At 68.7% G+C, this 21,850-nt stretch carries 21 protein-coding genes; 4 read left to right on the top strand and 17 right to left on the bottom strand.

Translation table 11 applies throughout. The annotated features are described in order from the left end of the window. Position 1: 1 nt before the first annotated feature. On the top strand, positions 2-427 hold the full coding sequence (locus AB0M14_RS36045; protein ID WP_365004096.1) for a helix-turn-helix domain-containing protein: 426 nt from the start codon (positions 2-4) through the stop codon (positions 425-427). On the opposite strand, the gene AB0M14_RS36040 is transcribed toward AB0M14_RS36045, so the two are convergent. After that, positions 415-1,020, bottom strand: a complete 606-nt coding sequence (locus tag AB0M14_RS36040; RefSeq protein WP_365004093.1) for an HAD family hydrolase — start codon at positions 1,018-1,020, stop codon at positions 415-417. The genes AB0M14_RS36045 and AB0M14_RS36040 overlap by 13 nt on opposite strands. A gap of 47 nt (positions 1,021-1,067) precedes the next feature. After that, positions 1,068-2,624: an alpha/beta hydrolase gene (locus tag AB0M14_RS36035; RefSeq protein WP_365004090.1), complete on the bottom strand. Its 1,557-nt coding sequence runs from the start codon at positions 2,622-2,624 to the stop codon at positions 1,068-1,070. A gap of 203 nt (positions 2,625-2,827) precedes the next feature. On the opposite strand from AB0M14_RS36035, the gene AB0M14_RS36030 reads away from it, so the two are divergent. Beyond that, on the top strand, positions 2,828-4,213 hold the full coding sequence (locus tag AB0M14_RS36030) for a hypothetical protein (RefSeq protein WP_365004087.1): 1,386 nt from the start codon (positions 2,828-2,830) through the stop codon (positions 4,211-4,213). Positions 4,214-4,218: 5 nt separating this feature from the next. Here the strand turns inward: AB0M14_RS36030 and AB0M14_RS36025 are convergent, their stop codons facing one another. Together AB0M14_RS36025 and AB0M14_RS36020 are read right to left on the bottom strand one after the other, a co-directional pair. Next, entirely contained in the window at positions 4,219-4,635 is a 417-nt protein-coding gene (locus tag AB0M14_RS36025) for an SgcJ/EcaC family oxidoreductase (protein WP_365004085.1), read from the bottom strand. A 12-nt stretch (positions 4,636-4,647) separates the two neighbouring features. Continuing rightward, positions 4,648-6,060 carry an amino acid permease gene (locus AB0M14_RS36020; protein ID WP_365004082.1) on the bottom strand — a complete coding sequence of 471 codons (1,413 nt, stop codon included), beginning with the start codon at positions 6,058-6,060 and terminating at the stop codon, positions 4,648-4,650. Between the two features lie 166 nt (positions 6,061-6,226). Here AB0M14_RS36020 and AB0M14_RS36015 point away from each other — a divergent pair, with 166 nt between their 5' ends. Further along, positions 6,227-6,640 (top strand): hypothetical protein, encoded by a 414-nt coding sequence (locus AB0M14_RS36015; RefSeq protein WP_365004080.1) that lies wholly within the window; start codon positions 6,227-6,229, stop codon positions 6,638-6,640. 58 nt (positions 6,641-6,698) lie between these two features. Here the strand turns inward: AB0M14_RS36015 and AB0M14_RS36010 are convergent, their stop codons facing one another. The 11 genes from AB0M14_RS36010 to AB0M14_RS35960 all read right to left on the bottom strand — a co-directional run bounded on the left by AB0M14_RS36010 (position 6,699) and on the right by AB0M14_RS35960 (position 18,424). Beyond that, positions 6,699-7,463, bottom strand: coding sequence for a siderophore-interacting protein (locus AB0M14_RS36010; protein WP_365004078.1), 765 nt, complete (start codon positions 7,461-7,463; stop codon positions 6,699-6,701). 83 nt (positions 7,464-7,546) lie between these two features. Further along, positions 7,547-8,740, bottom strand: a complete 1,194-nt coding sequence (locus AB0M14_RS36005) for an MFS transporter (protein ID WP_365004076.1) — start codon at positions 8,738-8,740, stop codon at positions 7,547-7,549. Positions 8,741-8,801: 61 nt separating this feature from the next. Then, positions 8,802-9,773, bottom strand: coding sequence for an XdhC family protein (locus tag AB0M14_RS36000; RefSeq protein ID WP_365004073.1), 972 nt, complete (start codon positions 9,771-9,773; stop codon positions 8,802-8,804). 12 nt (positions 9,774-9,785) lie between these two features. Beyond that, entirely contained in the window at positions 9,786-10,256 is a 471-nt protein-coding gene (locus AB0M14_RS35995; protein WP_365004072.1) for a (2Fe-2S)-binding protein, read from the bottom strand. Further along, positions 10,256-11,134: an FAD binding domain-containing protein gene (locus AB0M14_RS35990; protein ID WP_365004069.1), complete on the bottom strand. Its 879-nt coding sequence runs from the start codon at positions 11,132-11,134 to the stop codon at positions 10,256-10,258. The genes AB0M14_RS35995 and AB0M14_RS35990 overlap by 1 nt, the downstream gene beginning before the upstream one ends. A 36-nt stretch (positions 11,135-11,170) precedes the next feature. Continuing rightward, the gene (locus tag AB0M14_RS35985) at positions 11,171-12,154 is read right to left on the bottom strand and encodes a GTP-binding protein (protein ID WP_365004066.1); all 984 of its coding nucleotides are present in this window, start codon (positions 12,152-12,154) and stop codon (positions 11,171-11,173) included. Then, positions 12,147-13,550: a UbiD family decarboxylase gene (locus AB0M14_RS35980; protein WP_365004063.1), complete on the bottom strand. Its 1,404-nt coding sequence runs from the start codon at positions 13,548-13,550 to the stop codon at positions 12,147-12,149. The genes AB0M14_RS35985 and AB0M14_RS35980 overlap by 8 nt, the downstream gene beginning before the upstream one ends. Next, a complete protein-coding gene (locus tag AB0M14_RS35975) occupies positions 13,547-14,182 on the bottom strand; it encodes a UbiX family flavin prenyltransferase (protein WP_365004060.1) in 636 nt (211 codons plus the stop codon). Before AB0M14_RS35975 ends, AB0M14_RS35980 begins: the two co-directional genes overlap by 4 nt. A 14-nt stretch (positions 14,183-14,196) precedes the next feature. Then, complete coding sequence (locus AB0M14_RS35970; protein WP_365004057.1) at positions 14,197-15,543, bottom strand: nucleobase:cation symporter-2 family protein; 1,347 nt, start codon at positions 15,541-15,543, stop codon at positions 14,197-14,199. A 6-nt stretch (positions 15,544-15,549) separates the two neighbouring features. After that, positions 15,550-16,941, bottom strand: coding sequence for a nucleobase:cation symporter-2 family protein (locus AB0M14_RS35965; RefSeq protein ID WP_365004054.1), 1,392 nt, complete (start codon positions 16,939-16,941; stop codon positions 15,550-15,552). Between the two features lie 76 nt (positions 16,942-17,017). Continuing rightward, entirely contained in the window at positions 17,018-18,424 is a 1,407-nt protein-coding gene (locus AB0M14_RS35960) for an amidohydrolase (RefSeq protein ID WP_365004052.1), read from the bottom strand. Between the two features lie 438 nt (positions 18,425-18,862). On the opposite strand from AB0M14_RS35960, the gene AB0M14_RS35955 reads away from it, so the two are divergent. Further along, positions 18,863-19,858 carry an amidohydrolase family protein gene (locus AB0M14_RS35955; RefSeq protein WP_365004049.1) on the top strand — a complete coding sequence of 332 codons (996 nt, stop codon included), beginning with the start codon at positions 18,863-18,865 and terminating at the stop codon, positions 19,856-19,858. A 3-nt stretch (positions 19,859-19,861) separates the two neighbouring features. Here the strand turns inward: AB0M14_RS35955 and AB0M14_RS35950 are convergent, their stop codons facing one another. Both AB0M14_RS35950 and AB0M14_RS35945 read right to left on the bottom strand, forming a co-directional pair. Then, positions 19,862-20,647 carry a GntR family transcriptional regulator gene (locus AB0M14_RS35950; RefSeq protein WP_365004046.1) on the bottom strand — a complete coding sequence of 262 codons (786 nt, stop codon included), beginning with the start codon at positions 20,645-20,647 and terminating at the stop codon, positions 19,862-19,864. A 35-nt stretch (positions 20,648-20,682) separates the two neighbouring features. Further along, positions 20,683-21,693: a LacI family DNA-binding transcriptional regulator gene (locus AB0M14_RS35945; protein WP_365004043.1), complete on the bottom strand. Its 1,011-nt coding sequence runs from the start codon at positions 21,691-21,693 to the stop codon at positions 20,683-20,685. Positions 21,694-21,850 lie beyond the last annotated feature (157 nt).

The following is a 21,850-nucleotide window of genomic DNA, read 5'->3' as shown; positions in this document are numbered from 1 at the left end:
CATGGATGTTCTCGACATCGCCGAAGTCGCCCGGCGATCCGGCCTGCCCGCCTCGACGCTGCGCTACTACGAGGAGAAGGGGCTGATCGCCTCCACCGGCCGCCGCGGCCTGCGCCGTCTGTTCGATCCGCTGGTGCTGCAACGACTTTCGCTGATCACGGTGGCGAGCAGCGCGGGCTTCTCGCTGGACGAGATCGCCCGGATGTTCGGCGCGGACGGTCAGCCGCACCTCGAACGGGAGATGTTCACGGCCAAGGCGGACGAACTGGACCGCAGGATCGGCGAGCTGACCGCGATGCGCGACGGGCTGCGGCATGCCGCGGCCTGCCCGGCGCCCAGCCACATGGAGTGCCCGAAGTTCCTCGGGATCCTGGCCCAGGCGCCGAGCGCGGAGCTGCCGCGCCGTCGATCGATTCAGGACAGGTAGTCGCTGAGCCAGGCCGGGAACTCGGTCAGGTCGCGCAGCACCACGTCGGCGCCGGCCGCGCGGAGCTCGTCGGCGTCGCAGGGCCCGGTGCCGACGCCGACGGCGACCACCTCGGCGGCCCGGGCACCGTGCATATCCCCGACGTGATCGCCGACGTAGATCGCTGCTCCGTGCGCCCGCAGCGCGTCGGCCTTGCCCGCCGACCACAGGTCGCCGACGAGATCGTCCACCTGCCAGCCGAGTTCGTCGATGTGCAGCCGCGCGAGCGGTTGGTGTTTGCCGGTGACGACGAGAATCCGGCCGCCGCGGTCACGCACCGCGGCCAGGGCCGCGTCCGCGCCGGGCAGCGCCGGGATGAGCGGCACCACGGTCGGGTAGAGCTCCCGGTAGCGCGCGACCATGGCCGGGATGAGCGCCTCGGGTGCGCCCGCGTCGGCCAGCAGCATCGGCAGCGGGGGACCGAGCCGGGCGGCGATCTGCTCGCCCGGCAGCGCCAGCCCGAACTCGGCGGCGACGGTGTCGATCGCCTTGGCCACGCCGGGCTGCGAGTTGATCAGGGTCATATCGAGGTCGAAGCCGACGGTCCAGGTCACGGGCTCAACCCTAGCGCTGCGGTGCGGCGGGAACTGCTGAGCGGAACTCAGTTCCGGCACCGGGTGCCGCGCGCGGGCACCTCTCCGTCGAAGAAGAACCCGAGCACGATCCCGTCCACGCACTCCGACCCGTTGTCGAACGCGATATGCCCGTCGTGCTCGTTGACCACCAGCACCGCGTCGGCCAGGGTGTCCGCCACATGCTCGGCATCCGCCAGCGGCGTCGCCGGATCACCGGTGTTGTTGAGCAGCACGATGGTCGGCGCGCCCTTCGCTTCCACCCCGGTCGAGGCCCGGCTCGGCGGCACCTGCCAGAACAGGCACAGCGGCGTACTGAACACCCGGTTCGCGCCGAACAGCGGACCGGACACCGCGTAGCGCTCGGCCACCCGGCTCAGCGCGTCCATGATCTGCTCCTCGGTTTTGGTGCGATAGCGGGCCGGGTCGTCGTTGGCGCACTGGATCGCCCAGAACGCGGGATCGGAACTGGAGAACCGCCCGTTCTCGCCGCGGCCCACATACCGGTCGGCCAATTTCGCCAGCGGCGTGCCGTCACCACGCTGCGCGGCCACGATCGCCTGCTCGAACCGTTTCTGATAACTGGTGTCGTAGGTCGTTTCGAACAGCCCGAGCAGCGCGAGATTGGAACCGAGCTTGCGGCCGTCGTCCACCGGAATCGGGGTGGCGTCGACCTTGTCGATGAGGGCGCGCAGCGCGGTCATCGCCGCGTCCGGGTCCGGGCCGAGCGGGCAGTCCGATCGGGCCGCGCAGGTGCTGAGCATGTCGTAGACCACCTGGTCGCGCGGCGCGAGCCGGGTGGAGACCGGGAAGGTGCTCGTCTCGTCGAACTCCCAGCGGTCCGGCGCGGAACTCGGGTCGTCGACCGAGTCCAGCAGCATTCGCCCGACCCGGTCCGGAAACTCCTCGGCGTAGTACAGGCCCAGCCGTGAGCCGTAAGAGAAGCCGAGGTAGTTCAGTTTCGGTTCGCCCAGCGCCGAGCGCAGCAGATCCATGTCCTTGGCCACGAACTCGGTCCCGACGAAACCCAGCAGGCGGCCGGTGTTGCGCAGGCAGGAGGCGGCGTAATCCCGATGCGCCGCGGCCACTTTCGTGAGCTGATCGGCGCTGGTCGGCGTGAAATCAGTGGCGTAATAGGCGTCGGTGGCCGGATCGTCGAGGCAGCGGACCGGCGCGGTGCGGCCGACTCCGCGCGGATCGAACCCGATCAGGTCGTAGCGCACCCGGAACTTGCGCAGCCCGGTGTCGTCCGGGTCGAGCGCGTCCAGCACCTGCTGGTACCCGGATTCGCCGGGACCGCCCGGATTCATGGTCAGCGCCCCGAGCCGCCGCTCCGGGTTGGTGGCGCGCAGCCGGACCAGCGGCATCGTGATGGCCTGTGCGCCGGGGTCGGCGTAGTCGACCGGAATACGAATATCGCCGCAGTCGGCTTCGGGATTCTCCGGGCACGGCCGCCACTCGACGCGCTGGGCGTAGTAGTCGGCCACGGTCGGCAGCGGCTGCGGCGCGGCCACGGGATGACCGGGCACCGTATTCCACCCGGCGCAACCCGCGGTCAGCGCCGCCACCAGCACTGCCGCCGCCACCGTGCCGCGTCGATGAAAAGTGCCACGCCGATGAAAAGTGCCGCCTCGCACCCTGCCCCCCGATCTGTTCGAAACACTTGCCGCACGATCTATTTTGCGGCACGGCCCCGGCTCGCACGGTTGCAGTTCGGACGCGAGCGCCGTGGGGCGCCGGTAGTTTTGAGGGCGACGCAGGTTCGTCGCGCAGAAAGGCCGTTCGCCCCATGCCCTCCGATCCTTTCCCCGGTGTCCTGGAATTGGTGCAGCGCACCGCGGTCACCGTGCCCGCCTATCAGAAATTTCTGGGTGAGCACGGCATCGAAGCCGCGCGCATCACCGACGCCGCCGCGTTCGCGCGCCTGCCGCTGATCACCAAAGCCAACTATCACCAGCGCTTCCCGTTGCCGGAACGCTGCCGCGACGGCGACCTGACCGGCTGCGACGTGATCGCGGTGTCCTCCGGTTCGACCGGGACGCCGACCTTCTGGCCGCGCTCGATCGCCGACGAGGCCGCCGCCACCCGCCGCTTCGAACAGGTCCTGGTCGACGGCTTCGGCGCCGGGCTCCGGCGCACCCTCGCGGTGGTGTGTTTTCCGCTGGGCACCTGGGTCGGCGGGGTGTACACGCTCGCCTGCCTGCGGGAGCTGTCCGGCCGGCTGCCGTTGACGATCGTCGCGCCCGGCAACAACAAGGCCGAAATCCTGCGCGTGATACCGGAATTGGGGGAGCACTTCGATCAGGTGGTGCTGTTCGGCTATCCGCCGTTCCTCAAGGACGTCATCGATACCGGGGCGCGCGCCGGGCTGCGCTGGTCCCGGTACGCGGTGAAAATGGTCTGCGCCGGTGAGGTTTTCAGCGAACAGTGGCGTGACCTGATGGGCGCCCGCGCGGGATTGGATCCGGGCCGGGACGTGGCCGCGCTGTACGGCACCGCCGACGGCGGCGTGCTCGGCAACGAGACGCCGCTGAGCGTGGCGATCCGGCGCTTCCTGGCGGGGCGGCCGACCGTGGCGGCGCAGGTGTTCGGCGGACAGCGCCTGCCGACGCTGCTGCAATACGACCCGGCGGACCGATACTTCGAAACCGTCGACGGGACACTGGTGTTCACCGCCGACTCCGGGGTGCCGCTGATCCGCTACCACCTCGCCGACGACGGGGGAGTGCTGCCGTATCCGGAACTGATGGAGATCTGCCGCGCGGCGGGCTTCGATCCGGGCGCGGGGCCGGAACTGCCGTTCGTCTACGTCTTCGGCCGGTCGCTGCACGCGGTATCGGTGTTCGGCGCCAACGTCTTTCCCGAGACCGTCGCGCTCGGCCTGGAACAACCCGGTCTCTGCGACTGGGTGACCGGCAAGTTCGTCCTGGAGGCCTGGGAGGACGCCGACCGGAACCGGCTGCTGCGCATCACCGTCGAACTCGCGCCCGAAGCGGCGAACACGGGGGAGCGCACCCGGCTCGTCGCCGAGGCCATCCGCGACGAATTACTGCGCCACAACAGCGAATACGCCAACTATGTTCCGGCGGAACGACACCTGCCGCATGTGGAGCTGCGGCCCGCGGGCGACCCCGACTATTTCCCGGCCGGGGTCAAACACCGGTACACCCGCTGACGCGTTCAGCCCGCTTCGGGTTCCAGGCTCTCGTCGGCGAAGGAATGATGTTCGTGCAGCACGGTCCAGCGGCCGTCCTGCTTGCGCAGCCCGAGCGTGAGACGCAACCGCTTGCCCGGGTTCTGCGCGAATTCCGCCGCGGTGCCGCACAACAGCAGCGCGTACGCGAATGCGACCTCGTCACCGGCGACGATGTCCAGCGACACGATGTCGAAGCTGCCGCCGGCGGCCTGCCAGGCGAAGAACCCGGGCCACACGTCGCGGTAGGAGTCCAGGCCACGCACACCCTCGTGCGGTGGCGGCACGTCGAACATGACGATGTCGGGAGCGTGACCGGCGAGCACCGTCTCCAGGTCGCCGGCGTGCACCGCGGCCGCCCACCGCTCGATCAGGACCCGGATCTGCTTCTCGTCATCGGACATCCCGGCAGTGTGTCATATCTTGGCGGGGCCGCGCATCGTCGTCGCGAGCACCGAATTCCGGCGGCTGTAGCCGAGATACACGGCCACGCCGATCGCCACCCACACCGCGAATCGCACCCAGGTCAGCCCGTCCAAGGTGAGCGCCATGAGCGCGCAGCCGATCAGCGCGAGGATCGGCACCAGGGGCACCAGCGGTGTGCGGAACGGGCGGTCGCGCTCGGGTTCCAGCCTGCGCAGCATCAGCACCCCGGCGCACACCACCGCGAAGGCCGACAGCGCGCCGATATTCACCAGTTCGACGACGATGTCGATGGGCACCAGCCCGGCGATCGCGGCGCAGCACACGCCGAGCACCAAGGTCAGCCGGACCGGCGTCGCGTGTTCGCCGGTGGCGGCGAGCCGCTTCGGCAGCAGGCCGTCCCGGCACATCGCGAACGCCAGCCGCACCTGCGCGTAGATGATCAGCAGCACACCCTTGGTCAGGGCGATGATCGAGGCGACCACGATGACATTGCCGATCCAGCCGATGTGCAGCGCGCCGAACGCGGTCGCGATGGGCGCGCTGTTGTTCAGCGCGGCGAACGGCGCGACACCGGTGAGCACCGCACTGACCAGCGCGTAGAGCAGCGTCGCGATGAGCACCGTGCCGATGATGGCGAACGGGATGTCCTTCTTCGGATCGCGCGCTTCCTCCGCCGAAGCGGCCACCACGTCGAAACCGAGGAACGCGAAGAACGCGATGGCCGCGCCGCCGACGACCCCGCTCCAGCCGAACGGCGCGAACGGAACCCAGTTGCCGGGATCGATATGCGGCGCGCCCACGGCGACGACCAGCACCAGCACGCCGATCGTCACCCCGACCAGCGCCTTGGTGATCTTCGCGGTCAACGTCACCTCGCCCACCAGCACCGCGACCAGCGCCGCGATGATCAGCACGGCGGGCAGGTTCACGACGCCGCCTTCGGCCGGGGCCGCGGTGATCGCCTGCGGCAGCGTGATCCCGAACAGGGAATCCAGCGCCGACACCGTGGTCCCGGACCAGCCGATCGCCACCGCCGATCCGGCGATCACGAACTCCAGCAACAGATTCCAGCCGACCAGGAACGCGGGTCCTTCGCCGAGCGTCGCGTAGGTATAGGTGTAGGCGCTGCCCGATACCGGAACCATTGCCGCGAGTTCGCTGTAGCACAGCGCAACCAGCACGCAGACCAGCCCGGCGAGCAGAAACGACAGCACGATCGCCGGCCCGGCCTTCTCGGCGGCGGCCACACCGGTGATCACGAAGATGCCCGCACCGACGATCGTGCCGACCCCCATGGCGGTCAGATCGATCCGGCCGAGGCTGCGCTTGAGCGTCGTTCCCCCGGTCAGGACGGCTTCATCGGGTGTGCGACGACGCCAGCGGCGATCGTGTGCGGTGGTCATCGATTCCTCTCGGGCGGGGACTGAACCGAGAGGCCATTCTAATAACTAGATATTTGCTGCAATTCGGATTGGGGCCGCAAATCCCGCGATTGATGCGCTATTGACCTTAATGTGGGCAATACGCAGCAAACCTGATTTTCGATCTTTTCCGAGAAAGGATCCGCTCATGTCCCACTCGTCACCCGAGCCCGACCGCCAGGTGCGTCAGGGCCTCGCCATGGGAACCGCGATCGGCGCGGCGATCCTGCTGTTCGTCGTCGGCCTGCTCAACCTGCTCGAGGGGATTTCCGCCGTGGGCGACGACAGCGTCTTCGTCGTCGGCCCGGAGTACACCTACAAGTTCGATCTCACCACTTGGGGCTGGATCCATATCGTCACCGGGATCCTGCTGATCATCTGCGCGCTCGGGCTGGCCACGGGCACCACCTGGGGCCGCGTCGCCGCGATCACCCTCGCGGCGGTGTCCATCGTGACGAACTTCCTGGCGCTGCCGTACTACCCGGCTTGGTCGATTCTGATCATCGCGCTGGACGTCGTGGTCATCTGGGCCGTGAGTACCTGGAAGACGACAACGGACTGACCTGTTCCACCCCATCGCCCGTCCGGCCTGTTCGCGAGGCCGGGCGGGCGATGCCGGTTCAGACCGCGGAGCGGGCGGCTTGCTCCTTTTCGGCGAGTTCGGATTTCCAGCGCCGGAAACCCTCCTCGGTGCGTCCGCGCCGCCAGTAGCCGGAAATCGAGGACGCCCACTCGGCGGGTACGCCGCGTTCCTTGCGGATATAGGGCCGCAGTTCGTGCATGACCGCCTGGGCTTCGCCGTGAATGAAGACGTGCACCTGTCCTTCGCGCCAGGGTTCGGCGCGCACGGCGGCGGCGAGTTTCTCGCCCGGGGCGGCGTCGCCGCGGTGCAGCCAGGTGAGCTGGACGCCCGCGGGTGTCTCGATGGCCAATTCGTCTGCCGGGCCGCCGATTTCGAGGAACACGTGGCCGACGGCCCCGGCCGGCAGGGCGGCGCAGGCGGCGGCGATCGCGGGCAGGGCGGAGTCGTCGCCCGCGAGCAGGTGCCAGTCGGCGTCGGGGCGCGGGGCGTAGGCGCCGCCGGGTCCCATCAGTTCGATGGTGTCGCCGGGCGCGGCGGCCGCCGCCCACGGGCCCGCGACGCCCTCGTCGCCGTGGTAGACGAAATCGATCGCGATCTCCTGCGCCGCGTGGTCGATCGAGCGCACCGTGTAGGTGCGGACGGTCTCACCGTCCGAGCCGGGGAAGACCAGCTTGACGTAGGCGTCGGTGAACTCGTTGGGCTGGAACGCGGCGAAGCCGGGACCGCCCAGATACACCCGGATCATGTGATCGGTGAGGCGAATCGTCTTCTGGACGACGAGGGTGGTGCGAGGGCGAGCCAATAGAACACCTCCATATTAGGGTTACCTAACAGAGCGTACGCACTTCTCGATAGCTCGTCGACACAGTTCTGATATGGCGGGAGTCACGCCGCGATCCGGGTGCGGGTGACGATCACCGCGGCGGCGCCGATGGCGACCGCGGTGATCACCATGGTGCCCGCCCAGCCGAACCATTCGACGGCTGCCGCGCCGAACGCGGTGCCGAGGCTGCCGCCCACGAAGTACACCAGCATGTACGCGCTGTTGAAGCGGGCCGGAGCGGCCGGATCGATGGCGAGCACCGTGCTCTGATTCGCCACCTGCGCGGCGAAGAGCCCGGCGTCGAACAGCGCCAGGCAGATCAGCGTCGTGCGGGTGCTGGTGAGCGTGAACCCGGCGACGAGTGCGGCGATTCCGGCCAGCGCCAGACCGAAGCGGATGACCCGCCGAGCGCCGACGCGGTCGGTCCAGTTCCCGGCGATTCGCGTCGCCAGAATGCCCGCGAGCCCGGCCAGGGCGTACAGGCCGATGCGTTCGGCCGAATACGAGAACGGGGGCGCGGACAGCGCGACCGCGAGCCCGGCCCAGACCGCACAGAACGCGAAAAACCACAGCGCCCCCGCACCGGCCGCGACCCGCAGCGTGGCGTTCCGCACGAGCAGTCCGGGCAGGGACCGCAGGGTCGCGAGGTAACCGCGCCCGCCACCGCCCGGAGCGTCCGGCAGCGCCAACAGGCACCACCCCGCGATCAGCGCGCTGGCCGCGGCGAACGTCAGAAGCATGGCCCGCCAGCCGATCTCGTCCGCCAGCCAACCGCCGACGATGCGCCCGGCCAGGATGCCCGCCGAGATCCCTGCCGTCACGATCCCGAGCGTCGTCGCGCGCCGCTCCGGCGCGGCGAGCCGTCCCGCGACGGAACTGAGCCCTGCCCCGACCGCCGAGCAGGCCCCGATCACCGCCGCCGTCAGCCCGAGCTGCCACGCGCCCCCGATCCCGGCGCTCACAGCCAAAGCGATTGCCAGCACCCCGAATTGGGCCGCTATCACCCGTCCGGGCGGGAACCGATCCACCAGTGGAACCAGCAACGCGAGCCCCGCCATATACCCGATCGGCCCGCAGGCGAGCGCCAATCCGATCGCCGTCATCGGTGCACCCAGCGAGTCCGCCACATCCGCGATCGCGGGCTGCAAAGGGTAGGTAGCGGATGTTCCGAGCGCCGCCGCGAGCGACATGAACAGCACAACCGATCCACGCAATCGCGTGCCGGTGCGAACCTCGACAGTAGGAGCAGATTTCATACGACCGACCGTAGAAATCGCCCGAACCCAGCGCTGGCGGGATATCGCCCTGACCGTAGGCCTATCGATGAATCGCGCCCCCGGTGAGCGCCAGCGGCGCCGCGGTGCCGCCCCGCACCTCGGCGACGATCTCGGCGGCGATCGACAGGGCGGTTTCGGCAGGTGTCCGCCCGCCCAGGTCGAGCCCGATCGGTGAGCGCAATCGTGCCAATTCGCCGTCGGTCAAACCACTGTCACGCAGGCGTCGCAGTCGTTCGACGTGGGTGCGCCGGGAGCCCATCGCACCCACGTAGCCGACCGGAAGCCGGAGTGCGAGCTCCAGCAACGGGATGTCGAACTTGGCGTCGTGGGTCAGGACGCACACCACGGTCCGGGCGTCGACGGTGAGCGACCGCAGATAGCGGTCCGGCCAGTCCACCACGACCTCGTGGGCTTCGGGGAAACGCTCCGCCGTGGTGAACACGGCGCGCGCATCGCACACTGTCACCCGATAGCCCAGGAACCGGCCCATCGTGGCCAGGGCGGCGGCGTAGTCGATCGCCCCGAAGATCAGCATCCGGGGCGGCGAACTATAGGTTTCCACGAATTCCGCACCGCGCAAACCGGTTTCGTGCGCCGGCTCGCCGAGCCGGACGATGGTGCGGACAGTCGCGCCGAGCGACCGCACCACCGTCACCGGTTCCGCCCGCGCCAGCGCCTCGAGCGCGGGCGCGAGCGCCGCGCCGGGGGACGGGTGCACGAGGATCTCGACTTCCCCGCCGCAGGTCAGCCCGACCGCGAAGGCGTCGTCGTCGCTGTAACCGAACCGCTGGCGGACCGCGCGCCCGGTTTCCAGTGTCTCCAGGCACAACTGGTGCACGGCCGCTTCCACGCAGCCGCCCGACACGCTCCCCGCCACCTGCCCGTCCGCCGACACCGCCATCGCCGCGCCCGGCGGCCGGGGCGCGCTGCCGCTGGTGCCGATCACCGTCGCCAGCGCGTAATCGACTCCGCCGCACTGCCATCGCAGCAGCTGGTGCGCGATGTCACGCACGGCGGCGCCCCCTCACCGCGCCGCCTTGCGCTGGGCCGCGAGCCGGACCGCGTCGAGGATCTTCTCGTATCCGGTGCAGCGGCACAGATTTCCGGCCAGCGCCTCCCGGATCTCGGGATCGGAGGGGTCGGGATTCCGATCGATCAGGTCGCTGGCCTGGACGAGGAGACCCGGTGTGCAGAAGCCGCATTGAACCGCCCCGGCCTCCACGAAAGCCTGCTGCATCGGATCGAGCTGCGCCCCCTCGGCGAGGCCCTCGACGGTCCGCACCGAGCGGCCTTCGACCTGCCCGGCCGCGACCAGGCACGAGCACGCCGTGACCCCGTCCAGAAAGACTGTGCAGGAACCACATTCGCCTTGCTCACAGGCGTTCTTGGAGCCGGGCAGCCCCATCCGCTCGCGCAGCGTGTACAGCAGGCTCTCGCCCGGCCACACATCCTCGACGGTCACGGGGGCGCCATTGACGGTGAAGGTGACACGCATCAGGCCGCCTTCCTTTCTGTCGCATAGTCTTTCCAGGTCCAGGTGAGGGTTCGCCGGGCCAGTACCGCCAGTGCGTGGCGGCGATATTCGGCGGTGCCGCGCACGTCGTCGATCGGGGCCGCCGCCGCGGCGACCAACTGCCCGAAGCGAGTGATCACGGCGGGGGTGAGGTCCGCTCGGGACTCCCAGCGCCCGCTGGCGGTCAGTTCCGCGTTGAGGAACTGCTCGGCCCCCACGGCACGGCGCGGCGTGGGCGCCGCCGACCCGAATCCGGTGCCGACCTCCTGACGTTCGGGGTGCAGCGACAGCGCGAACGCGGTGACCGATATGACCATCGCGTTGCGGGTCCCGATCTTGGCGAACTGCTGTGGGCCGGACGCCGGCCGCAGCCAGTACGCGGCGATGAGTTCGTCGGCGGCCAGGGCGCTGCGTTTGACCCCGAGGTAGAAGTCGGCGATCCGGATATGGCGCACGCCGCGCACCGAATGTGCCTCGACCACAGCGTCATTGGCGAGCAGTGGCGGGTGCGCGTCACCGGCGGGCGAGGCCGCGCCCAGATTGCCGCCGACGGTGCCGCGGTTGCGGATCTGTGGTGAGCCGACGGTGCGCGCGGCCATCGCCAGGCCCGGTAGCGGGCCGCCGAGTTCGGCGATGAGCCGGCTGTAGCTGACCCCCGCGCCGATGCGCAGGGAGCTGCCCACCGGGGCCCACTCGGTCAGTTCGCCGATGCGGGTCAGGTCCAGCAGGACGGCGGGACGTTTGACGTCGAAGTTGAGTTCGACCATCACGTCGGTGCCCCCGGCGATCGGGATCGCGTCGGGGTAGGCGGCCTTCGCCGCCAGCGCGTCGGCCCATGAGCCGGGTCGCAAGAATTCCATGTCGGAGCGCTCCTGTGCGTGGAAGGGAGGTCGCCGTCAGCCGGCGAGGCAGGACTGGAGGCCGCGGGTCAGTTCGGCGCGATCGAGCTCGCGGCCGATGAAAACGACCTTCCCGGAAGGCCTTTCGCCCTGCCACGGCGCGGACGGACGGATCTCGAACATGCTGTGGATGCCCTGCAGCACGAAGCGGCGGGTGTCGTCGGCGACGGCGAACAGGCCCTTGATCCGGAACACGTCGCTGCCGCGTTCGGCCAGGTGCGCGGTGAGCCAGGACTCCAGCGCGCGCTGATCGAATCCGCCGTCGAGTTCGATGCCGACCGAGGTCAGGCTCGGGTCGTGCTGATGGTTGTCCTCGTCGAGCCAGTGCGGATCGCCCGCCATGGTGCGGGCCATGTCGAAGGCGCTGATACCCAGCACGTCGGCGAGATCGATCGCCGCGTACTGCGAGGTGATGATGTCGGCGGTGGCGTTGATGGCCCGCACCGCGGCTTCGACCTCCCGGACCGTGCCGGCGTCGACCAGATCGACCTTGTTGACGATGATCCGGTCGGCGAAGGCGATCTGGTCGACCACCTGATGGCCGACGCCGTCGGCGCCGACCTCGGCGAGGTGACCGCGAACGTGCTTGGCGTCGACCAAGGTGACGATGGCGTCGAGGGTGAAGTTCGCCGCGATCTCCTCGTCCACGAAGAAGGTCTGGGCGACCGGATTGGGATCGGCCAGCCCGCTCGTTTCGATGAGAATGCGATCGAATCGATCGCTGCGCTCGAGCAGCGAACGCAGGATCTCGATCAGATCGGTGCGCGCGGTGCAGCACAGGCAGCACCCGTTGCTCATTTCGATGATCTTCTCGTCGGCGTTGAGCACGAGATCGTTGTCGATCGATATCTCGCCGAATTCGTTCTCGATCACCGCGATCCGATGCCCGTGATTGGCGGTCAGGATGTGGTTGACCAAGGTGGTTTTGCCGGAACCGAGGAATCCGGTCAGCACGGTTACCGGGATCTTGCTGTCAGGCATGGGTATCTCCTTGCGTGGTAAGGGAATGGAGGATCGTTCGGGCGTGATCCATTGCGTCCGGCGAGATCTCGATGCGCCGCCCCTCGAAACCCGGGCCCCGGGTGGCGTCCAGGCCGAGCCGGGAGGTGGTGCCGTCACTGGTGGAGGAGGGGTCCAGCGGCGAGCCGGGCAGCCCGTCGACGGTGAGGATGTCGCGGTGCGGCTGGAAGTGGGTGGCCAGCGCCCACAGCACCGCGGAGTCGTCGCTGACGTCGATATCGCTGTCGACGGCGATCACGGTCTTGACGTAGGGATCCCAGCCGAGCAAGCCCAGCATGATCTGACGCGCCTGGCCGGGCCGGCTCTGCCGCACCGCCACATAGCAGTGGAAATGCGTTCCGGACGTCGGATAGTGCACCGCGGTCACATCGGGGAAGCGGGATTTGAGCTTCTCCGCCATCTCCGACTCCCGCGGAATACGAGCCAGATTGAGATGCTCGGCGGTATTGCCGCCTTCGACGTCGAACAGCATCGGCTGCCGCCGCCGCATGATCGCCGTGACCCGCACCAGATTGTTGGTGGACCGATTCGAGGAGTAGCCGGAGAACTCGCCGAACGGTCCCTCCTCGACGTGCGCGCCGGGATCGATCTCGCCTTCCAGCACGAAATCCGACCAGGCCGGCACCCCGATGCCGTGCTGTGGCGTGGCGACGATGTCGAGCGGTTCGCCGAGCAGGCCGCCCGCGATCGCGCGCTCGTCGACCTCGTAGCCCACCCGCGCGGAGGCGGCCAGCATGAAGAGCGGATGCCCGCCGATCACCATGGCGATGGGCATCGATCTGCCCAGCTCGGCGTATTTCGCGAGCATCCGCCACAGGTCGCCCCGCGAATGCAGGCTGGTCGCCAGTTCGGTCGGCGAGTGCACCATCGAGCGGTGATAGCTGAGGTTGCCCACGCCGGTCTCGGGGTCCTGGGCGACGATGATGCCGCTGGTGATGTAGGGCGCACGATCCGAGGCGAAATGGCGCAGCATCGGCACCGTCGCCAGGTCGACTTCGGCACCGGTCTGGACGATTTCGAGGATCGGGCCGGAATCGACCAGCCGAGGCGGCAGCGGCCGGGCCGCGCGCGCGGCGAAGGCCTCGTGCAGACCGCTCGGCTCGGTGTCCAGCATGCGGGCGATCCGCCGCCGGGACGCGAACACATTGCTCACCACCGGGACCGCGACACCGTCGACCTTGCGGCAGTACACCAGTTCGTCCCGGCCGTGCGCGGCCAGCTCGTAGATCAAACCGGTCACGCCCTGATCGGCGGGCACGACGTCGCCGACCGCCAGCACGTCCTCGGGATGCGTGGCGAGATAGCGCTCCAGGAAGTCGTGCGGGTCCTGGCGGCGCGAGAGCTCGGAGTACGTCATCGGGCCAGAGCTCCGATCAGCTGCCGCGCGGCGACGGGCCCCTGCCAGCGCGGCGCCAGCTCGTGCTCGATCCCGAACTGGTCGAGGATCTTTCCGCTCAGATGCGCGAGCAGATCCTCGATCGAGGCCGGCTGCCCGTAGAACGCGGGCACCGGCGGCAGCACGATCGCGCCCGCCTCGGTCACCGCGGTCATATTGCGCAGATGCACCAGACTCAACGGGGTTTCGCGGGTGACCAGCACCAGCGGTCGCCGCTCCTTGAGGCAGACGTCGGCGGCCCGCGCGAGCAGGTCGTCGGAATAGCCGTGCGTGATCGCCGCGAGGGTCTTCATCGAGCACGGCACCACGACCATCCCCATGGTGCGGAACGACCCGGAGGCGATGCTCGCGGCGATGTCACCGCGCTGGTGGTAGACATCGGCGAGCCCGATGAGGTCGTCGGGCCGCAGCCCGGCCTCGAGTTCGAGGGTGCGATGCGCCGCCCGGGAGACAACCAGATGTGTCTCAACGGTTTTCAGGCGGTGCAGGGCGGTGAGCAGATGGACGGCGAGGTGGGGTGCGCTGGCGCCGGTGATACCGATGACCAAGCGTGGTCGTTCGGCGGCGCTCGCCTCGGCGAATTCGTATGGCATGACGGACTTTCTGGCTAGGGCGAGGGATGGTCGACTGGTCTGCGCCGGGCGTGGAACACGAGGTTCAGCACGATGGCGAGCAGGGTGCCGGTGGCGACGCCGCTCTTGAAGAACATCTCGGCGAAGGCGGGCAGCTGGTGATAGAAGCGCGGCGCGTAGGCGGGTATCAGCCCGACGCCGAGCGAGAGCATGACGATCATCAGATTGCTGGATCGGTCGAAGTCGACCCGCGCCAGAATCTGGATCCCGGCGACGGTCAGGGCGCCGAAGGTGACCAGTGCCGCCGCCCCGATCACCGGCTCCGGGATGGCGGCCGCCACCCGCCCGACGGGCTGGACGAGGCCGAGGGCGAACAGGATCACCCCGCCGACGGCCACCGGGAAACGGCTGCGCACCCCGGTCAGCGCGATCAGGCCGATGTTCTGCCCGAAGGTGGTGTAGACGAAACCGTTGAACACGCCGCTGAACGCCGTCATCAGCCCGTCCACCCGCAGCAGCCGCGCGATCTCGTCCGGACCGACCGGCTTGCCCACCACCTGGCCGACCGCCAGGCCCTGTCCCGCGCCCTCGACCATCAGCACGAAGACGATGACGAGGAACAGCAGGATGGAGGGCACGTGGAATTGCAGGGCCCCGAAATGGAACGGGCTCATCATTCCCACGATCGGCCCCGAGCCGATGCCGGTGAGACTGCCGATGCCCGTTGCCCATCCGACGATCGCCCCGATCACCAGCGCGGACAGAATCGACAGCTGACCGAGCAGGCCGCCGAAGAGCCGCCGGAAGATCACCATCAGCGCCATGGTCGCGGCGGCCAGCGCGATGTGGCCGAGCCGGCCGTAATCCGAAGCGCCCGGGTCGGATCCGGCGATCAGCCGGATGCCGACCGGGATCAGCGTCAGGCCGATCAGCGCGATGACGGTGCCCGTCACCACTTCGGGAAACAGCTTCAGCAGCATGCTGAAGTACGGGGCGACCAGAATCCAGAGCACGCCCGCGACCAGCAGCGAACCGTAGACGGTGGCCATGCCCTGGCTCTGGCCGACCAGCACCATGGGCACGATGCCGCTGGAGGCCGCGCCGACGACCAGCGGCATCCGGATGCCGAACTTCCAGACGCCGATCGCCTGGAGCAGGGTGCCGATGCCGGCGAGGATCAGGTCAATGCTGACCAGGCTCGCCAGCTCGGCGTCGGAGAGGCCGATCGACGTGCCGACCACGATCGGCACCACGACCACGCCCGCGTACATCACCAGCGTGTGTTGCAGGCCGAGCAGCACCATGTGCAGGAAGCGGGGTCGCTCGTCGACGGGAGCTGTGCGCTCCGTCTGGACGCCAGGGGTCAATTCCTTGTCTGTCATGGCATTTCAGCTCGCTACCTGCGGATCGGGCTGATCGGCCAGGCGCTCGTCCGCCTCGTCGGGACGCTCTTCCGGTTCCCGCTCGACGCCGTTCAGCAACAGATTGAGCAGGAACGCCGCGATACCGCCGGCCGCGATACCGCTCGACAGCACGGTCTGGAGCGGCCCGGGCAGTTGGTCGTAGAAGTCGGGTGCGCCCACCGGGATGAGCCCGAAGCCGAACGCGATGGCCACGACGAGGTGGTTGCGCGGATTGCTGAAGTCCGCGCCCAGCATCAACTTGACGCCGATCGCGCCCAGCGTGCCGAACATGACCACGCTGATGCCGCCGAGCACCGGTCCGGGCAGCGAGGCGATCACCGCGCCGAGCTTGGGCATCAAGCCGATGAGCACCAGGATCACGCCGGCGGTGGCCACGACGTAGCGGCTCATCACCCGGGTGATGCTGACCAGCCCGACATTGCCGCCGAAGGTGACGAACGGGAAGCTGCTGAACACCCCGGCGAGCGCGGTGCCGACGCCGTCCGCGCGCAGCGCGCGGGCGATATCGCCCGATTCGACCTTCCGGTGCACCACCTGGCCGACGGCCAGCGTGTCACCGGTGGATTCCACCATGTTGACCACCTGCACGATCAGCATCGGCAGGATGGCGGAGAGCACGAAGGTCGGGGTGCCGAACGAAAACGGTTCCACGAGACCGAATATCGGCGCGTCCTTGGTGGCGGAGAAGTTGGTCAACCCGAGCGGCCAGGCGGCCAAGGTCCCGGCGGCCAGCGCGATGAGGATCGCGAAGCGGCCGATGGCGGGCCGCATCACCCGTTCGAGCAGCACCACCAGCACGATGGTCGCGCCGGCGAGCAGCAGCCGTTCGGGCGCGCCGTGATCGGCCGCCGACGCGGAACCGGCGATCATGGTCGCGGTCTTGGGCAGCAGCGAGAAGCCGATGATCGCGATGGTCGTGCCGGTCACGATCGGCGGGAAATACCGGGTCAACTGGGCGAACCAGGGGGCGATCAGCCAGGTGATGAGCCCGACCACGATGGTCGCGCCGAAGACCGCGGGCAAACCGGATTCGGTGCCCACGATGATGGCGGGGGTGATGCCGGTGAAGGTGGAACCCATGACGATCGGCAGGCGGACACCGACATTGAGGATGCCGAGGGTCTGGAGCAGCGTCGCCAAGCCGCTGACGAAGACGTTCGCGGTGACCAAGGTCGTGATCTGCGCCGGGGACAATCCGATGCCCAATCCGATGACCAGCGGCAAGGTCACCATGCCGGAGTAGGCGACGATGACATGTTGCAGGCCGAGCGGAATCAGGTGGCGCAGCGGCGGCACCGAATCGACGGGGTCTCTGGGTGTTGTCGACCGGTTTCTGGGTCGGGGGAAGAATTTCATTACTACTCCTGGGCCGCGGTGCGGTGGATGAGTCGTGGAGCGGGGCCGGGCCGCGGCCGTGCGGGATCGGGGCGGGTCAGTGCGACCAGGGCAGGCGCAGCGCGGACATGCCCGCACGCGAGATCAGCTGGGTGGCTTGGTATTCGGCCTGTTCGACGGCCACTTCCTCGTCGATGAACAGGCAGCGCCCGTCGCGGTAGACGATCCGGCCGCCGACGATGGTGATCTCGACGTCGGAGCCGCGCGCCGAATAGACCAGGGAACTCACCGCGCGGTGCAGCGGGCGCAGGTGCGGGCGGTCCAGGTCGACGACGATGACATCGGCCAGCCGGCCGGGTTCGAGAACCCCGGCGTCGATACCGGCGTAGCGTGCGCCCTCGCGGGTGGCCAGCTCGAGCGCGTCCTCGGCCCGGCACGCGGTCGGGTCCAGGGTGGCCAGCCGCTGGGCGTAGATCGACAGCTTCATGGCTTCGAAGAGATCCTGGCGGTGCCCGCAACTCGGGCCGTCGCTACCCAAAGACACTGCCGCGCCGCTGTTTCGGAGCTCGCGCAACCGAATCGTGCCGGACGCGAGATACGCGTTCGAAGAAGGATTGTGGGCGACGCCCGCCCCGGCCGCGCCGACCTGTGCGATCTCGTCGTCGTCGAGCCAGAGGGCGTGTGCCAGGGTCGCGCGGTGATCGAGCAGGCCCTCCTTGGCCAGCCATTCGACCGGCCGGACGCCGTAGGCCTCGACATAGCTCTCCGGGTCCTTGCGGCTCTCGCAGCAGTGGGTGTGCCATTTGGTGTCGAACTCCGCCGCGAGTTCGACGCAACTGCGCACCAGATCCTGATCGACATAGGTGAGATTGAGTGGGCCGGGCCAGATTTCGACCTTCGAGCCGCGGGGACGGTGTTGCAGAGCCTCGCGGGTCATGGCGAGTTCGTCGGCGGCGCTGTATCGGAACAGGCCCTCGGGCTGCCCGCGCCGGGCGGCGATCTCGGTGCGGTCGCCGATCATGCCGCGGGCGACCACACCGCGCAGGCCCGCCGCCTCGATGACGTCGGCGACCGCCAGCGTCGTGATCAAATCGCTTGGGGCGTAATGATTGTCGATGACGGTAGTGATGCCCGCTCGTAACGCCTCGGCGGCCCCGAGGCGGGCGGCGGCCATCGCGCCCTCGATGGTCATGGCGATCGAGTACGGCCACATGAACTCGCACAGCCAGGGCACGATCGACATGCCCTCGCCCAGGCCGCGGGCCAAGGCCTGGTACAGGTGATTGTGTCCGTCGACGAAACCGGGCAGGACGGCTTTTCCGGTGCAGTCGATGACCGTCTCCGCCTGCCATCCGGCCAGCTCGGCGCAGGATCCGACCGCGACGATCCGGGAGCCGGTGATGGCTACCGCGCCCGGTTCGTGCACGGTGCGCGCGTCGTCGACCGTGAGGACGGTGCCGCCGGTGAGTAAGAGATCGCAGTGCTGGGGGAGTGAAGGTGTCATGGCCGCCGCTGCCTTCCCGGGCGGCTCGGCCGCCTCAATCCGTTGGCGTAGGGGGAGATGGCTCTCCCCGGGCCAGGGCAAGGCCCTGGCGCGTGCCGAACGGTTTAACCCAGGAGCGGGAGGTCACCGGCAGTGTGACCTGGCACACATGCCGTGGTCACGGATACATGTAAACGGCAAGCCGCGACCGTTGTCAACCCTCAATTCGATCGCCTCGAAATCCTTGACGGGGAGCTAATGCGTTCTGACCTGGCTAGATGGGGAGGCCAGCGGTTCGAAGATTACATGCAATCCGTTGACAGCCGGGTTCGGCTGTGCTGAACTCGGTCCCATCGAGCCGGCAGTCGGGCCGGCCCGCCGCGGTGCTGACCGCGGCCCGTAGGTGCGTGATTCGCGGCCGGGGAGCTCTTTCCGACCACTCATCGAGGAGAATCGCAAATGATCATCGATACCCATGTCCACCCGACCAATCTCGTCGACGAGGCGTGGCGGCATACCGGCGAACCGTTCACCGGCGAGCGCACGCTGGAAATGATGGACGGCCCGTTCTGGATCAACGGGAAACCGCGCCGGGTCGACGTCAGCTGCATCATGCCGCCGCCGGGCAATACCGCCTGGCGGGAGGGAAATCGCAGCGGCCGCGAGGGAATTCGCGACTACCAGGCCTACGTGACGTCCATGGTGCAGAAGTATCCGGACCGCTTCGTCGGGAACTTCATCTACAACCCCCGGTTCGGCCCCGAGAACGGCGCCGCGGAGTTGGCCTTCCATGTGCGGGAGCACGGCTACAAAATGATGAAGCTGCACGCCAATATGCACTCCTACCGCCCGGACCGGGCGCTGGACTGGTTGCGTCCCGCGCTGCGGGTCTGCGACGAGCTCGGCGTCACCGTGCTGATCCACACCGGCGACGGCCCGTACTCCATTCCCACGCAGTTCTATCCGATCATCCGGGAATTCCCCGGGGTGAATTTCATCCTCGGGCACTTCGGGATCCAGACCGGCGGCGTCTACTGTTTCGAGGCTTTCTGGATGATCCAGGACTCGAACAACGTCATCGGGGAATCCGGCTGGCTGCTGCAATCCCGGATCGTGGAGTTCGCCAAGGAGATGAAGAAGAGCAAGATGGTCTTCGGCACCGATTCGCCGCCGAACGAGCCCGGCATGTGGGCGCGAGAGCTGGAAGTGCTGTGCCACAAGCCGCCGCAGGGTTTGTCGCTGTCCGAGGACGATCTCGAGGGCTACCTGGGCAACAACATGGCGAAACTGCTGGGGCTGGCCCCGACGCCGCCGCCGAAGGATCAGGCCGAGGCAGAGGCGTACCTGCGCGGTGACATCACGCAGGCCTCGGCGACGAATTCGCACGCCGACCACTACAGCGGTTACACCCCGTCGGCGTGGGCGGAGGAAGCGGCGCTGGACGCCGCCCGGTAATCGCTAGCCCGGGGACTCCAGCGGTGTGCGGTATTCGTCGCGCCGCTGGGGTCCCGCTGCTTCGCCGGACAGCAGGGAGAATTCCCGGCGCCGCGGGGCATCGCCCGCCATATCCTCCCGGGTTGTTGCCTGCGACAGCCGCACTCGCAGCCGTGAGATATGGCGCTGGGCCACGGTTTCGGCGTACTCCGGGTCGCCGGTGGCCATGGCTTCGACAATCTGAATATGTTCGTCCAGTGCGAACCGTGGCGCGTCCACGCTGCGCCACAGCGAATGCAGCGCCAGATGGGACCGGCCCGCGATGGGCTCCAAAGTCGCCGTGAGATGGGGATTCGCGGCGATTTCGCGCACCGTGCGATGGAACCGGATATCCAGTTCGACATGCGCGGCATGGTCGGTGCCGCTGCCGAGTACCTGCTCGTGCTCGGCGAGAATGTCCCGCAGCGCGGTCAAACTCGCCGCGTCGAGTCGCGTGGTCGCCAAACGCGCGGCCAGCCCCTCCAGCATTTCCCGCACCACATACAGTTCGCGCAGGTCGGCGATGTCGACCTTGCTCACTTCGGCGCCGCGCCGCGAAACATGGTTGGCCAGGCCCTCGTAGATCAGGCGCTGGACCGCCTCGCGCACCGGCGTGCGGCTGACATTGAGCTGCCGGGCCAGCTCCGGCACGCTCAGCGCGGTGCCCGGGGGCAGCTGGTTGCGGAAGATCGCGGTTTTGAGGGCCTCGTAGGTGCGGTCGGTGAGCAGTTCGCCGGAGGAGATGTGGTGCGGAAGTGGCGACTCTGACATGGCGGGGCGCCTCCTTGTAGGTCAACGCCGCAATATTACATGCAATCTGCCGCGCAGCCGCAGCTGCGTCGGCGGACCAGATCGACCGCGAGTGTGTGATCGGGTTGCCGCACGCCGGCGGCGCGCACCGCTTCCAGCGTCGAGACTGCCGCCAGGCCGAAATCGTCGAACGATCGGCCCACCGTCGTCAGCGGCGGCCAGCTGTGCGCGGCGGGCTGCGTGGCGCCGAAGCCCACGACGGCCAGGTCGTCGGGGACGCGCAGGCCCGATTCCTGGGCCGCGGCAAGCACATCGAGCGCGAGGCCGTCGGCGGCGGCGAAGATCGCGTCCGGTCGATCCGGTTGCCGCAGCCACTCCCGGACCTGTGCGCGGGCGGCCCGCCGGTCCAGCCCCGTCCGCCGGACCGCTGTGGGATCGCCCCCGCCGGCCTTGATCCCGTCCGCCCAGCCCCGCGCCCGCTCGGCTACCGGGCCGGAGCGAGAGGTGCCGGTGAGGCAACCGATCCGGCGATAGGAATGCGCGAGCAGATGTTCCGCGGCCAGCCGCCCGCCCTGCCGATTCGCGAGCGTCACCGATGTCGCGTCCGCGCCGCGCGGCGCGCGATAGTTCAGATACACCACGGGGACACCGAACTCGGTGCCCATGGCGTGGTGTCCGTCGACTTCCGAGCGCACCAGCAGGAGTCCGCTGACTTGAAAGCCCGCCAGGGTGCGCGCGTACCGGAGCTCCTGATCCTGCGAGTAGCCCGAATTGCCCAGCAGCACCAGGGAACCCTCGGCGAACGCCGCGCGTTCGACGCCGCGCACCAGCTCGGTGAAGAAGCCCTCGCTGCTGTCCGGGACGACCAGTCCGATCGTGTTGCTGCGCGTCGAGCGCAGGGCGCGAGCCATCAGGTTCGGCTGGTAGTTCAACGCCGCGATCGCCGCCAGCACTTTCGCGCGCGTCGCGCTCGCGACCGGCCGGGGGCCGTTGTTGATCACATAACTCACCACGGCCGGTGAGGTGCCCGCCAGCCGGGCGACATCGTTGCGAGTGGTCCGCTGCACGACGTCAGACTACGGCCGTCAATCCCTGGCCGGTGCGTATCTACACGTGTAGACTCAGGCCCGGCTCTGGTCGGGGATGTGCCGACTGCCGCCAGGTACGGGCGGCGTGCGGGTGGGAATGGACTGGCGGCCTCGACAGTCACCGGCGTCTCGAAAA

It is taken from the genome of Nocardia sp. NPDC051832, from assembly GCF_040681285.1.
Lineage (GTDB): Bacteria > Actinomycetota > Actinomycetes > Mycobacteriales > Mycobacteriaceae > Nocardia.
The sequence above is the reverse complement of the archived record's forward strand: the minus strand, read 5'-3'. Positions and strand labels throughout refer to the sequence as shown.